The 13484-nt window shown below is 35.7% G+C and carries 13 protein-coding genes; 8 read left to right on the top strand and 5 right to left on the bottom strand.

All coding sequences use genetic code 11. The features are described 5' to 3' along the window. Nucleotides 1-212: 212 nt before the first annotated feature. Nucleotides 213-641, top strand: coding sequence for a hypothetical protein (locus ACFO3N_RS22100; RefSeq protein ID WP_109193309.1), 429 nt, complete (start codon nt 213-215; stop codon nt 639-641). 101 nt (nt 642-742) lie between these two features. On the opposite strand, the gene ACFO3N_RS22095 is transcribed toward ACFO3N_RS22100, so the two are convergent. Beyond that, nucleotides 743-2251 carry a sensor histidine kinase gene (locus ACFO3N_RS22095; protein ID WP_379801014.1) on the bottom strand — a complete coding sequence of 503 codons (1509 nt, stop codon included), beginning with the start codon at nt 2249-2251 and terminating at the stop codon, nt 743-745. A 124-nt stretch (nt 2252-2375) separates the two neighbouring features. Further along, on the bottom strand, nt 2376-2666 hold the full coding sequence (locus tag ACFO3N_RS22090; protein WP_379801013.1) for a TIGR03643 family protein: 291 nt from the start codon (nt 2664-2666) through the stop codon (nt 2376-2378). Nucleotides 2667-2933: 267 nt separating this feature from the next. Between ACFO3N_RS22090 and ACFO3N_RS22085 the strand changes: the two genes are divergently transcribed. The 7 genes from ACFO3N_RS22085 (at nt 2934) to ACFO3N_RS22055 (ending at nt 11424) form a co-directional block, all read left to right on the top strand. Next, nucleotides 2934-3617 (top strand): SDR family NAD(P)-dependent oxidoreductase, encoded by a 684-nt coding sequence (locus ACFO3N_RS22085; RefSeq protein WP_379801012.1) that lies wholly within the window; start codon nt 2934-2936, stop codon nt 3615-3617. A gap of 12 nt (nt 3618-3629) precedes the next feature. Then, complete coding sequence (locus ACFO3N_RS22080; protein ID WP_289660290.1) at nt 3630-5042, top strand: SDR family oxidoreductase; 1413 nt, start codon at nt 3630-3632, stop codon at nt 5040-5042. A 206-nt stretch (nt 5043-5248) separates the two neighbouring features. Further along, nucleotides 5249-5914 carry an IS6 family transposase gene (locus tag ACFO3N_RS22075; protein ID WP_278021729.1) on the top strand — a complete coding sequence of 222 codons (666 nt, stop codon included), beginning with the start codon at nt 5249-5251 and terminating at the stop codon, nt 5912-5914. 575 nt (nt 5915-6489) lie between these two features. Further along, complete coding sequence (locus tag ACFO3N_RS22070; protein WP_379801011.1) at nt 6490-7983, top strand: DUF1254 domain-containing protein; 1494 nt, start codon at nt 6490-6492, stop codon at nt 7981-7983. 493 nt (nt 7984-8476) lie between these two features. Further along, nucleotides 8477-8923 (top strand): hypothetical protein, encoded by a 447-nt coding sequence (locus ACFO3N_RS22065; RefSeq protein ID WP_132991106.1) that lies wholly within the window; start codon nt 8477-8479, stop codon nt 8921-8923. A gap of 39 nt (nt 8924-8962) precedes the next feature. Next, on the top strand, nt 8963-10255 hold the full coding sequence (locus tag ACFO3N_RS22060; RefSeq protein WP_379801010.1) for a leucine-rich repeat domain-containing protein: 1293 nt from the start codon (nt 8963-8965) through the stop codon (nt 10253-10255). Between the two features lie 71 nt (nt 10256-10326). Further along, the gene (locus tag ACFO3N_RS22055) at nt 10327-11424 is read left to right on the top strand and encodes a TlpA family protein disulfide reductase (RefSeq protein ID WP_132991104.1); all 1098 of its coding nucleotides are present in this window, start codon (nt 10327-10329) and stop codon (nt 11422-11424) included. A gap of 853 nt (nt 11425-12277) precedes the next feature. Here ACFO3N_RS22055 and ACFO3N_RS22050 read toward each other — a convergent pair. Genes ACFO3N_RS22050 through ACFO3N_RS22040 form a run of 3 tightly spaced genes read right to left on the bottom strand, consistent with a single transcriptional unit; the run spans nt 12278 to nt 13433 of the window. Next, entirely contained in the window at nt 12278-12484 is a 207-nt protein-coding gene (locus ACFO3N_RS22050) for a GDCCVxC domain-containing (seleno)protein (protein ID WP_379801009.1), read from the bottom strand. After that, nucleotides 12481-13080: a mercuric transport protein MerTP gene (gene merTP, locus ACFO3N_RS22045; RefSeq protein ID WP_111378129.1), complete on the bottom strand. Its 600-nt coding sequence runs from the start codon at nt 13078-13080 to the stop codon at nt 12481-12483. The genes ACFO3N_RS22050 and merTP overlap by 4 nt, the downstream gene beginning before the upstream one ends. After that, nucleotides 13077-13433: an ArsR/SmtB family transcription factor gene (locus ACFO3N_RS22040; protein WP_379801008.1), complete on the bottom strand. Its 357-nt coding sequence runs from the start codon at nt 13431-13433 to the stop codon at nt 13077-13079. Before ACFO3N_RS22040 ends, merTP begins: the two co-directional genes overlap by 4 nt. Between the last annotated feature and the right edge of the window lie 51 nt (nt 13434-13484).

Raw genomic sequence — 13484 nt, 5'->3', positions numbered from 1 at the left:
TGGTTATCAGGCTGCTGCCGTTAGAATGATTCTAAATTTTATTCAGGCTTTTATTGCAGGATTAAATTGCAGTAAGTTAGCAGTACAATAACAGTATCGGCTTTTTAAAATGATGCGGCTCCTGGTCATGGCATCAGTAATGAAACATAATGAAATCAGGGTAACTTTTTAAAATTGAATAGGAGAATTAAATTTAACAAAGGAAAGTCTTCATGTATACCATAAATACACAGCTGGCATATTTTAACTGCAGTTTTAATTCTAAAAGGTTAATTCTAAATCTCAAATGGTTCAGACTTGACAAGGCCGATAGTTCCAGTTTAAACGCACTGTGCTTTAATAGTACTGAGCTTGAGCAGTTTCAGGCTTTTATAGGGCAAAATCCACTTAACTTTCCAGGTCAGTCTTTTGTGGAGCCCACTAAAATAGAAGAATTTGTTTTTTTTATAAACGGTAATGTTCCGCAGGGAATATTGTCATTTTACCCTGTTCTTTCAAAAAATGCAGATACAGACACTCATCCTTCAATTCATCAGGTCATGAAAATTGTCCTCACCGATGAAAATTATCAGCCTGCTGCCCATTACACATTGGATTTTGATGTGATTGGCAAGATTGAAATTTACAGGAATGCAAAATAAAAAAAATATGTGTTTATGAAGCTGTCTAATATTATTTTATCAGACAGATTGCTGTTATTTGTAAAATTGCTCTAACGGCGGGAAGTTGTAAATTTCAATTTCTACAGCGTATCGGCTTTTTGTTGTAAAGGAAGGGTCACCGTAAATTCAGCGCCGTTGTCCTTTTCCCCGGCTGCAGTTATTTTACCATTATGCCTTTCGGCAATCTTTCTGCACAGGGCAAGCCCAAGGCCATTTCCCTCGTACTGGTCTTTGGAATGCAGTCTTTCAAATGCCGTAAAAATCTTTTCTGCAAATTCAGCCTCAATTCCAATACCATTATCCTTTATTTTTATCTGTACAAAATCCTGGCCGTCACTATTGATGATGCTGCTTGTTATGATAATCCTTGGAGGCTGGTCCGCTTTGGAAAATTTTAAGGCATTTTGCAGGAGGTTATAGAAAAGCTGGTTAATTAAAATCGGGGCTCCCTGAATCTGTGGAAGATCAGAAGTAACTAAAATAGCACCTTTTTCCCTTATTATGAGCTCAAGGTCTATTTTTATGTCTTCAATAACCTTATTAAGATTAATTGTTTCTATAAACTGTGAAGTTTTGTCAAGGGTGGAATAGGTCAAAATTCCCTCTATGATATTTTCCATTCTCTGGGCGGACTGGCTTACTTTATGAAGGTATTTTTTAGATTTTTCATTAACATTTTCTTCTATGTCATTTCGTAAGAGTGTATTGAAAATTTTAATTTTTCGCAGCGGCTCTCGAAGATCGTGGCTCACTACGCTGGCAAAATGCATCAGATCACGATTGGAACGCGTGAGCTCATTTGTACGGCTTGCGACCTGCTTTTTTAGTTCCTCCTGAAATTCCTTATGCTCGTGTATATCCTGAACAATACCAATGATGGTCTTTGCAGACCCGTCCTTGTCCTTGATAATCTTTCCATTGATTTTAGCCCAGCGGTAGGCGCCGTCATCATTTAAAATCCGCGCTTCATAGCATATTTTTCCCGTTTCCTCGGACTGCTGGTGCGCTTTTTCGCGCGCATGAAGGTCCTCTGGGTGCAGCTTTGCAATTAAATCGTCATTTGTTGTTTCGCTTCCAATCGAGCAGATCGTATTGAAATTTGCTGAAGTCTTGATTTTTTTGGTTTCAAGGTCTATTTCATAACTTCCTATCCCGGAACTTTCTATGGCTATGGTTAATTTTTCATTTGCTTTCAGGGTTTCTTCTTTTGCTTTGTGCAGATCTGTGATGTCAGCGCCGGTGTTAAGCACGCCATAGACTTTTCCATGCTCGTCAAAAAGCGGAATAAAACTATAATTAAAGTAATATTCGGTCATAATTCCCTGCATGACCAGATCTACTTTTCTGCCCACAGCATGAAAGGCAGTTCCGGTTTTAAGAACGCCAAGGGCCTCATCGAGAATCTGCTGGTTTTCAATTTCAGGAACCACGCTGAGATAGGTTTTTCCAAGCACATCATTTCCTTTGCCCCATGTTTTGACCATGGCATCATTGGCCAGTGCAATTTCTAAATTATCTCCCACATACACCCCGACGGGAAGAGGGATAGCATCAATTATATTTTGTAGAAGCCCTGGATTTCGGTACATAGCGTTAGGTTTGATTGGTGTTTTGGTCTTTAATGGCGAATATACTGGTTTTTAAAAAGTTTCCTGTTACAGGGATTCCATATTTTTTATCATAATTCCAATAATTGGCAGGTAATCATTTTTATTATTTCTTCTTTGCTATTTTGTTATTGGAAATGCCCCGCTGCTCTCTGCACTTAAAGTGGCTGATCTGCTCACAGCGTTTCTGCAGATGCTTTGTTTTACAATTTTCTACCCTTTTACGCCAAAGTATATAACTGCCTGTTTTGAGTTCCTTCTTCATTAAAGTTTTTACATCAGCTTCCTTAAGCGCAAACTGGTGTTCAATAGCCTCAAAAGGGGTTCTGTCTTCCCATGCCATTTCAATAATGCGGTCCAGGTCACGATCAGCAAACTGCTGTTTTAATTTTTTCATGATTGTATTTTTTGAGGGATTCTCCTTGAAGAATTGAGAAGAGCATAGCTAATTTAGATAAAATAATTTTTATTTTGTTTAATATTTATTTAAAATTGTCAAACAATTGTTATCTTTAAGATACTAAGATAACTTTATGCTAAAACACAGTTTAGCTTTTTTGATAATTAATAAAGAATATCTTATTTTATTAATAAAGAATATCTTATTTTATTGAAAATCATAGCACAAACAGTCCTCCCAGCTCTTAAATTTAATCTTAAAAAAATGAAAACTATTGTAATTGTTGGCGGCAGTAAAGGAATAGGGAATGCTGTTGTAATGCAGAATCTGGAAAACTGCCGGATTATCAATATCAGCAGGACAGCTCCTGATATTATCCATCCGAATTTAATTCATTTTGCAATCGATGTGCTCGGGGATCCTTTGCCTGAATTTGAAAGTATGGATGCCCTAGTTTATTGTCCGGGATCTATAAACCTGAAACCCATTCTGGGCTTAAGCCTGGATGATTTCAGAAATGATTTTGAAATTAATGTGGTGGGAGCAGTCAAAGTGATTCAGCATTATCTGCCTGCGTTAAAGAAAGGGGAAAAACCTTCTATTGTTTTATTCAGCAGTGTTGCGGCAAAACTCGGAATGCCTTTTCATGCCAGTATTGCGGCCTCGAAAGCAGCAGTAGAGGGTCTGGTTAAATCGCTCGGCGCCGAGCTTGCCCCGTTAATCCGTATCAATGCTATTGCCCCGACTATTACAGAGACTTCTTTATCAGCATCTATTTTAAGAAACGACAGGATGAAGGAAAATATGAAGGAACGACACCCCTTGAAAAATTATCTAAAACCCGAGGAGGTTGGACGTATGGCTGGCTATCTTATCTCTGAAGATGCAGCATCAATTTCAGGCCAGGTTTTCGCGATGGATTATGGTTTGGTAAGCTTTAAATTGTAAAACAGCTCAGAGATGAAAATTCTTTTAACAGGCGCTACAGGTTATATCGGCAAGAGGCTGCTGCCCTTGCTGCTGGATCACGGAAATGAAGTAATCTGCTGCGTTCGGGATAAAAACAGGTTTTACTTTCCTGAACAATTTGAAAATAAAATACAGGTCATTGAAGCTGATTTTCTGGATCCGGAAAGCCTGAAGAGTATTCCCGATGATATAGACGCGGCCTATTACCTGATCCATTCCATGTCCGGCGCTTCCAATTATGATCAGCTGGAAAGCATTTCGGCACATTATTTTATAGAAAAAATAAACCAGACAAATGCAAAACAGATTATTTACCTCAGCGGAATTGTAAATGATAAGTCATTATCCAAACATTTGTCATCAAGGAAGGCGGTGGAAGATATTTTAAAGACTGCAGCATTGCCCTTAACGGTGCTTCGGGCCGGAATAATAGTAGGATCGGGAAGCGCCTCTTTTGAAATAATACGTGATCTGGTGGATAAACTGCCCCTTATGATTACCCCAAAATGGCTCAATACCAAATGCCAGCCGATTGCCATCAGCGATGTTTTGGAGTTTTTAATCCGCTCGCTGTTAAATCCGGCAGTTTATGGTGAAAGTTTTGATATCGGGGGACCTGATATTTTGACCTACAAGGAAATGCTGCTGGAGTTTGCCAGAGCAAAAAAACTACGGAGATACATTTACACCGTACCGGTGATGACCCCGAAATTATCGTCCTACTGGCTGTATTTTGTGACTTCAACTTCCTTTAAGCTGGCCTCGGCGCTGGTCAGCAGCATGAAAGTGGAAGTCATCTGCCGAGATAACAGGATTAACAGCCTGCTGGGCGTTACACCTATTACTTACCGGCAGGCATTAGAGAGGGCTTTGAAAAAAATCAGTGATGATGATATCATCTCGAGCTGGAAAGACTCCCGTGTCAGCGGACAGTTCAAAGGAAATGTTTCCCAATACCTGAAGGTCCCAAAAAAGGGCTGTTACATTGACAGAAGAAAAAGAGCAGTCATAAACAGGGAATATACAATTGCTCGGATCTGGTCCATAGGAGGAGAGACCGGGTGGTATTACGCCGACTGGCTCTGGGAGCTGCGCGGATTCATCGATAAGGTTTTTGGCGGTGTGGGCACCAGAAGGGGAAGGACGCATAAAACGCAGATACATGCAGGGGATGCACTGGATTTCTGGAGGGTTGTATATGCCGATAAGAAGAAGGGCAAACTGGTTTTGTATGCCGAGATGAAACTTCCGGGCGAAGCCTGGCTGGAATTTAAAATAATCAACAATACCTTATATCAGGCGGCCACTTTTAAACCCCACGGTCTTATGGGAAGACTATACTGGTATGCCGTGCTGCCGTTTCATGGTTTTATATTTGACGGCATGCTTAAAAAACTCATTTAAGGGTTTGTGGATAATGTGAGCTTGGCCTGCGGACTATTTTACAGCTGGGGGTATTGTACTGATATAATGCTGTTTTCAATATCTTGCAGTTTAAAAAGGTTTGTAAAATGAGATCCTGTGAGCATTAATTTTGTACGCCATAATTTCATTGGTTCTGTCGCATCTGGGAATAACTTTTATCTTTAGAATTTTAAACCGATCAAAAGATGAATACTAAAGGTCATTGTTATCCAAAATACATAATTCTTCAGGCAGTATATTTCAAGCTAAGATTTACACTTAGTTACCGTGATGTTGAAGAACTAATGAAGATTAGAGGAGTCATTGTGGATCATGCGACGATTCAGCGTTGGGTTTACAAGTTTGCACCTTTGCTTGAGGCAGAAATGAAGAAGAGAAAAGGCAGAGTGGGGGAGAGTTGGAGATTGGATGAGACCTACATCAAAGTAAAAGGTATTTGGTGTTATTTATATAGGGCAGTAGATAAATTAGGCAATACGGTTGATTTTCTTTTGACCAGAAAAAGACAAAGAATGAGTGCGCAGTCATTTCTAATTAAAGCAATTAGTAATAACTACAGACCAAGAGTAGTAAACATTGATAAAAGCGGTTCTAATACTGCCGCTATCAAAGTCTATAACAAACGTTCATTCACAAAGATTAAAATCCGGCAGTGTAAATATCTCAACAATATTGTCGAACAGGACCATCGATTTATAAAATGGAGGATACAAAATGGGTTAGGCTTTAAAAGTTTTGAATCGGCAAGACGAACATTGAGCGGAATTGAAGTTGTGCATATGCTGAGAAAGAATCAAATGGTTAGACCAGGGATAACTATGTTTAAATCATTCTGTAAATTGGCGGGCTAACTTTTAAATTACTTCAATTTTTATATTTGATTCTGACAGATGCGACAGAACCTTTAATATTCTCATTAACATTTTGTGGCATGATAGTACCAAGTCCAGAGCAAAAATTGCCATGACTTGACATAAGCAAAAACGATACTTGGACGAGAAGCTCTAGTTAATGTTGTTGATTTTTATACTTGTGCATAAAAGTGAATGTATTTTAAAAAAAATATTGTAGCTTTAAACTGTATAATAATTTGAAATTGTTTATTTTTTAGTAGATTATGTAAGGTTTCGGCAATTTCAGATTTTAAGCACGCTAATATTCAGGAACAGATTTTGTATCAACGAGGAATAGAATCTGCCATTTGGTGCATGCTGGCAGTACATTTTCAACTAGCGGTTGATGCTTTTGCTAAAATCAACTGCACCTGAATCCGGCGAATCAAATTGAATTCCAACGGACCCTAAAGGGAAATTTAAAATTTTAGCCCGCTTTTAAGGCCCAACTCCAAAGCTGTATGATCAGAGGTGGAAACTAAATGACGTAGAAAAAATTAAATAAGCTATAGTTATTTTTTAAATTTTAAAAGATGAAAAACAAATTGATTTTAATCATTGTACTTCTTGCAATGACAGCCTGCAATAAGAATAAAAGTGATAAAAATGGAACATTCTCTTCTGCAGAAACTGATGGTGATGTTTCAGGCAAATTTTCGGATTCAGTACCGAATGGCCCCGATGTAAATGTAAAGATTACAGAATCTTATGCAAGACAGGTCGCAAGAGATGCCTATTTCTGGGCTTGGCCAATGGAAAACATTTACAACAGACGTCTTGCGTTCAAGCAGTCACCAAAAGTAGGTCTTATGAATGGCGTACTGCCATTTGCGCCATTAAATTCTTTGGCAATGTTGCATGATTATATTAAGCCTGAACAGCGCTGGGTTGCCTGTCCAAATCAGGATGTGGTTTACGGAGCTGCTATTGCCGCTCTTGATGAGACTCCCGTCGTGATACAGGTTCCGGATTTTGGCAAGCGTTTCTGGGTATATCAGGTGGTGGATCTTCGCACAGATGCTTTTGCCCAGCTTGGGAAGATGTATGGTACAAAACCAGGGTTTTACATGCTGGCGGGGCCTAACTGGAAAGGAGAGGTGCCTAAAGGAATCACTAAAGTATTTTACAGCAAAACAGGCACAGCCTTTATTGTACCTAGAGTTTTTCAGGATGATACGCCCTCAGATAAAAATGCAGTCCAGGCCATAATTAATTCTATTGATGTCTATGCTCTGGATAAATTTGACGGAAAAATGAAACAGCAGGACTGGAGTAGGCTTCCATCCTTAGGTTCGCCGACAAAAGATGGCGGATCTGAAGAAACGAAATGGGTCTTTCCAGATACCTTTTTCGATCAGCTTCCTATTGTATTGAAAGATGCTCCTCCATTGCCCGGCGAGGAAGCTCGTTACGCACAGGTACTGTCGGTGATCGAAGCAGCAAAGAAAGATCCTGCATTGAAAAAAGCGATGATTGATGAAGCCCATAAAGCGGACAAAGAACTGGTTGATCCATTACTGCAATTTCGCAACTGGGGAATACCTCTTCCAGGGAACTGGACTACTGCCGATAACTGTGCTGCTTTTGGAACGGATTATTTCACCCGTACAGCCATAGCAAAATCCAATATACTGGTGAATGCAGGTAAAGAAACAAAGTATTTTTATCAGGATCTCGATTCAAAAGGATCTCGACTGAATGGTTCTAAACAGTATACCCTGACATTTGCAAAAGGTAACCTTCCGCCTGTAGACGGCTTCTGGTCTCTTACACTTTATGACGAGCATCACTTTTTCTATCCCAATGTCATAAAACGCTATTCGGTTGGAACCAAAAACCGGGATTTAAAGTACAATGTCGATGGTTCCCTTACATTGTATGTGCAGCATGCGGAGCCGGAAGGGGACAAAAAAGCCAATTGGCTGCCAAGCCCTGCAGATGATTTCTGTTTATATTTCAGATGCTACGGCCCAAAGCAGTCCGTTATTAAAAATCAATGGACGCCTCCGTCTGTAGTAAAAATTTAATTTCAGTCAAAAAGAGAAAGTAAAGGAAAAAATTATTTTAAGTTGATTATATAGTAAAAATAAATAAAAAATGGCGCCAATTGTCTTCAATTGGCGCCATTTGGCGTTGTGACGGGGACAGGACAAATTACAACATCATTTTTGGATGATTTGAAGAAATTGGCTTTCTATATGTAGTGGTCTGTCTTCCATTGGCTATGTAAATTTGGTTTAGATGTCCTGTTGGGGATTGATGTAAAAATCTGTTTAATTCCAAAATAATTCGTAGATAAATATTCTAAGATAATTGTTTATTTAAAAATAGACACATGGAAAATTTATAGCAAAAAGAAATCAAGTATAATTGGGCAAAAAAACAAATGGTTACAATTATCTCAGTAGACTTAATTTAAGAGAAAAAGCAATTAGTGATTCTTTGTCAGTTGATAAAATTCCTAACTTCGTTTTTATTATAATTGCAAAACCAAAATTTATTAAAAAACTGACTGTAATAATGACTTCAAAATTTATTTTATTTTTTATTTTAACATTGACAACTTGTTTTAGCCAAAACATTACGGATCCTTTGCCAACCGCTGAAAAAGAACTTAATGAATGCATTATAACCAATAGTAAGGAAGAGTTAAATTGCAGAAAAGAATACTATCATGAACTTCAGTTCTGGGAGACAGAAGTTTTTAATGCTGTTTCAGAAATTGTTTATGGAAATAAAACTGAAGAAGAAAGAGCAACATTTGAAAGAAAACAAGCAGAATGGAAAGAGACAACATATTATTATTTTGCTAAGACCATGAAGGAGTTTCAAGTGAAGCATCCTGGTAAATTTGTGTGGGATAATGATCCTGCTTTAAAACCCGATGCCAGAATCTTTTATCAAAAAAATGCCAAATATTATACGGATAGGATTTCTTATTTATTAAGTTTAGTAAAAAAGAAATAAAGGATGTAAAACAAAAAGAACTAATTAAAAAAATAGAGGGTGTTAATTACAAATAGCTATTCATCAAAAAAAAATAAAAAACAGCGAATTTATTTTACTGTATTCTCATTTATTATTTTGCCTTTTTTTCATACAATCTTAGCTCAAGACGCAAATAAATACACATTAATTCCTGATATTAATTTTGAAAATGCTTTAAGGGATTCTGGTTATGATCATGGTGTACCAGACGGAAAAGTTCTTACTGCTGATATTGCAAAAGTAACGGAACTTCATCTTAGAAATCTTGATATAAAAGATTTAACTGGTATAGAAGATTTTGTTTCATTAAAGAAACTAATTTGTTTAGAAAATAAGCTAACCAAGTTGGATTTATCTGATAATTTGGCATTAACCACTTTGAATTGTGAAGAAAACAAATTAACCATATTGAATATTAGCAGAAATGAAGCTCTGATATCTTTGAATTGTTCAAATAACAGGATAACTGCATTAGATTTAAAGCAAAGTGTGAAATTGACATCTTTAAGTTGTGAGAGAAATCAATTAGATGAACTAGATGTTTCTAAAAATATAAGTTTGCGTGAATTGCGATGCGGAAAAAATAAATTAATTTCCTTAGATATAAGCAGAAATATAGTTTTAGCTAATTTTTACTGCAATACCAATCAGTTAAAGACATTAGATTTATCACATAATATTAATTTGATGTCATTCGGATGTTCTGAAAATCAAATAACAGATATAGATCTTTCGGCAAATCTTTATTTGTCGAATTTTTCTTGTAGTAATAATCCATTGAACAAGTTAGATCTAACACATAATATTTATTTGAGTTATTTAGTTTGTATGAATACGCCATTGACCAACTTGGATTTAAGCAAAAATATTGCTTTGAATAAAGCGTATTTAGACGAAAATAAACTGAACTCTCTTGATGTCTCAAAAAATATAAATTTAACGTACTTGAGCTGCTATAAAAATCAGCTGGTTAAATTAAATGTATCCAACGCTCCATTAAACGAATTGGTTTGTTATAGCAACAAGTTGGTTGCCCTTGATGTAAGCCAAAATCCATTATTGCTCAGTTTGACTTGTTCAAACAATCAGTTGGTTAGTTTGGATATTTCGCAAAACCCGAAAATATATGCGCTCTATTGCAACTCAAATTCACTTACGAGTTTGAATATTAGTAATGGAAACAATCAAAACCTGAATTTTCATGCCTATTTTAATCCCAACCTTAAATGTATTCAAACGGACAAAAATATAGTTCCTCATTTTAACTGGCGGAAAGATGGAATCGCTAATTATAGCTCAAATTGTAAATAAATAACTTATTAAGTAAGAAATTTACGAATTTTTTAGTTTTTGAATTAACACTTTGTCACAATAAATATATTATGAAAATTAAAAATATAGTAATACTAATTTTAATATTGCCTTTTTTTTCTTTTAAGTCATTTGCAAATAAGAGAGAAGGAAAAATAACGGCTGACCTTTCTCCAATTAAAAATTATTTTGATCATGTCGTAATAAAAATGACAGGCTATGCAGAATTTGGAGATTCTGTCGAGACAATTGATACCATAAAGGCTATAGGAGGGAAATTTGAGTATCATTTTTCTGTACCGGAAACAAGAATGACAACTATTGTGCTGTTAAAAAATAATGAAGAAATAACTGATCTTGCAGTCAAAGACGCAGCGCTTTCTGAGGAGTATGGCTATGATGGAGAGTTTTTAGTTGGAAACGAGGATATAAAACTCAGTTGTACCTATCCCGAGTGGCTTGGAATGCCTTATGTTCAAGTTTCCTCTATAGGTTTAAAAGAGCACAAGTTGTACAGTTGGTTGAATACACATGATTTAAATTATCACTATGTAAATAAAGATTTTATTAAAAAACATCCTGATAGTTACAGTGTATTGCAGGCCGTTTATTTTCAAAGAGGAAGTTTGCAAACGGATGATATCGCTAGCATGATCGAATTGTTTTCTGATGAATTGAAACATTCTGGAAGTTATGCTGCCATAAAAAAATACCTAAGTAAAATAAAAATGCTGCAAAAAGGTGAATTTGCAACAAGCTTTAATTGGTTTGATGTGAATGGGGTTGCACATGATTTTAAATCGGTTTTAAATGGCAAAAAATACGTGCTAGTTGTTTTCTGGTCAAGTGATTGCGAGTCTTGCAGGTATGAGATCAAATTTTCAAAAAATATAGAACAGCAATATGGAGATAAAGTCAGCATCGTTTATTTAAGTATTGACACTGATTTTCAAAAATGGAAACAAGCAGTTGAAGAAGAAAAAATGACTTGGTATAATTTGTCAGGACTTCCAAACAGTAAAAAAACCGTCGCAGAAAACTATTATACTGATTACGCTCCAGAATTTCTATTACTTGACACAGAAGGAAAATCATTAATGCCGGATAGCTGCCATCTATTTTTTGAAATTGAAAGTTTCTTGAAAAACGAATTGAATCTTTCCAAATAGATATAGGAAATTAAAAACTGGAATTAATTGTTTTTTTGCCTGATTAAGCAGCAAGCAGTAATCGAAGATTGGAGCTATTGAAATGCTATTTAAATTAGTGTAGGTATGCTTAAATGTTTTTTAGGAGCTCTTCCCGCTATACCTTTCAATCTTTTGTGCCAAACCCCGACACAAAAGGATTTTCACTGCTATCGGGGCTAGGGCCGCTATGAAGTCCTGTTTCTTCTTTTGAGAACTGATAGTCCAACCCAATTGTTGCATTAAAAAATCATTGGCAATTCAATGCTGATTCGACAAGTTATTCTCCTGAAAGTAGAGGTTTTCTTTTTGAAATAGAAGATACGGCAGAACCTTTCTGAGCCTTGCACTGATTTTTCAATTGTGCAAGCGATACTTGCACAATTACATGGTATCGCATTGGCCGCTTGGTTTTATTTTTAGTTCTGATGCCTTAATATAAAATGCATCGTAGATAGGTTGATAATTTGATTAAAAACAATAAAAAAATAGCACCAATTGTCTTCAATTGGTGCTATTTGGCTATGTGGTGACGTTTAGTTCACAATTTACAAATCATTCTATGAACGATTTAAAGAAATTAGCTTATTTTCAAGTGAATTTGTAAGATAATTATTTTAAAAGTTTGTTGAGAAACGGTTTGTATGTATCGTAAGGGTTAAATGTTAAAAATCGTTAATTCAGTAATAGATGTGATTTCTTTCATAATAACTTATAGATTTAAGTTGAAGAGAGTGAAAAAAAAATGTCATCAGTAAATTTAAATTATTATTCTTAAAATTTTCTAATCAAAATTTGTGCATGATAATCTATTGTCCATTAGAAATTATTCAATTTAGCAACATTTTTTATCTTGCTGAATTGGTGGACATGGCACAGTTCCATAACTGCAATATACACAGCAATCACCTTGATTTGGTTTAAGAGTTTGTTTGCAGTTCTCACATTCGTAAAAAAATTGGCATGAATCAGTTGGCATAGTTTCTTCTTTACTGTGGGAGCAAAGGGGGCAGGTTATTATTGATTGTAGAACGATTTTCATTTTAATTTTTTGTTAGTTACTGTATAGCCTGTTGAATTTATTGCTTTTTCAATTTCATTAATACTAGTTTTGGAATTATCAAATTCTACAATTGCGTTACCATTAGTATAATTTACATTTGAATTTATTATTCCAATCAATTTATTCACTTCGTGATTCACATGTTTTTCACAGCTGGCACAAGTCATTCCGCTAATTGTAAACTCAGCTTTTTGGCTGCTGGTTTTATTGGAGACTAAGATTTTCTTTTCTGTATTTGAATAAAAAATATTTGAATAGTAAGGAAACGAAAGCAAAAGGGCTGCAAATAGGGTGATAATTACTAAAAACATTTTAGAATTAACGAATTTTGATTTTTCTTGTGTATCGCAGTTACAGTCTAACTGCTTTTTAGTTTTCAGCTTTTGATACCAAGAGAAAACAATAATTAAAACAGTCAGGCCGATGAAATAAGGTCTCATTGGCTCAAGCCATGAAAAAGCAGATGCAATCCCGCTTGTTCCGGCAACGAGTGCTAATATGGGAGTAATACAGCACAATGAAGCAGCTATTGCTGTAAAAAATCCAGCTCCAATTATTTTATTCTCTGTTTTCATATTTTTTCTAAAATTTCGAAGAAAGGTTTTAGCATTTTTTCATATTCGTTTGCCAATGAATAAAAAATGGTTTGCGCTTCCCGTTTAGTTTCAATAAGTTTTCTGTCTTTTAGTTTTCGTAAATGCTGCGAAATTGAAGAAATACTCATGTCAAGAATATCACTTATGTCACATACACAGAGCTGTTTTTCTTCATAAAGTAAAAAGAGAATTCTTAATCTCACATTATTAACAGCCAATTCAAGCCCATTGGATAAATAATCAAAAGAGTCATTGAGTTCTAGCACTCTGTCTTTACAGCGGACTATTTGTTTTATATCTGCCTGTTGTCGTATACAAGTTATATCTTCCATAATGCAAATATATATCATTTGCTTATTTAAGCAAATGCTAAAATACAAAAC

Source organism: Flavobacterium chungangensis (assembly GCF_042654045.1).
GTDB classification, from domain to species: domain Bacteria; phylum Bacteroidota; class Bacteroidia; order Flavobacteriales; family Flavobacteriaceae; genus Flavobacterium; species Flavobacterium chungangensis.
Note: the sequence above shows the minus strand (reverse complement) of the source record. Positions and strands in the feature narration are given on the sequence as shown.

Bases quoted from the DNA above. Each gene is read 5' to 3' on its own strand.
- ACFO3N_RS22055 (WP_132991104.1), top strand. From the start codon at position 10,327: ATGAAAATTAAAAATATAGTAATACTAATTTTAATATTGCCTTTTTTT.
- ACFO3N_RS22050 (WP_379801009.1), bottom strand. From the start codon at position 12,484: ATGAAAATCGTTCTACAATCAATAATAACCTGCCCCCTTTGCTCCCAC.
- ACFO3N_RS22065 (WP_132991106.1), top strand. From the start codon at position 8,477: ATGACTTCAAAATTTATTTTATTTTTTATTTTAACATTGACAACTTGT.
- ACFO3N_RS22070 (WP_379801011.1), top strand. From the start codon at position 6,490: ATGAAAAACAAATTGATTTTAATCATTGTACTTCTTGCAATGACAGCC.
- ACFO3N_RS22100 (WP_109193309.1), top strand. From the start codon at position 213: ATGTATACCATAAATACACAGCTGGCATATTTTAACTGCAGTTTTAAT.
- ACFO3N_RS22090 (WP_379801013.1), bottom strand. From the start codon at position 2,666: ATGAAAAAATTAAAACAGCAGTTTGCTGATCGTGACCTGGACCGCATT.
- ACFO3N_RS22080 (WP_289660290.1), top strand. From the start codon at position 3,630: ATGAAAATTCTTTTAACAGGCGCTACAGGTTATATCGGCAAGAGGCTG.
- ACFO3N_RS22085 (WP_379801012.1), top strand. From the start codon at position 2,934: ATGAAAACTATTGTAATTGTTGGCGGCAGTAAAGGAATAGGGAATGCT.
- ACFO3N_RS22075 (WP_278021729.1), top strand. From the start codon at position 5,249: ATGAATACTAAAGGTCATTGTTATCCAAAATACATAATTCTTCAGGCA.
- merTP (WP_111378129.1), bottom strand. From the start codon at position 13,080: ATGAAAACAGAGAATAAAATAATTGGAGCTGGATTTTTTACAGCAATA.
- ACFO3N_RS22040 (WP_379801008.1), bottom strand. From the start codon at position 13,433: ATGGAAGATATAACTTGTATACGACAACAGGCAGATATAAAACAAATA.
- ACFO3N_RS22095 (WP_379801014.1), bottom strand. From the start codon at position 2,251: ATGTACCGAAATCCAGGGCTTCTACAAAATATAATTGATGCTATCCCT.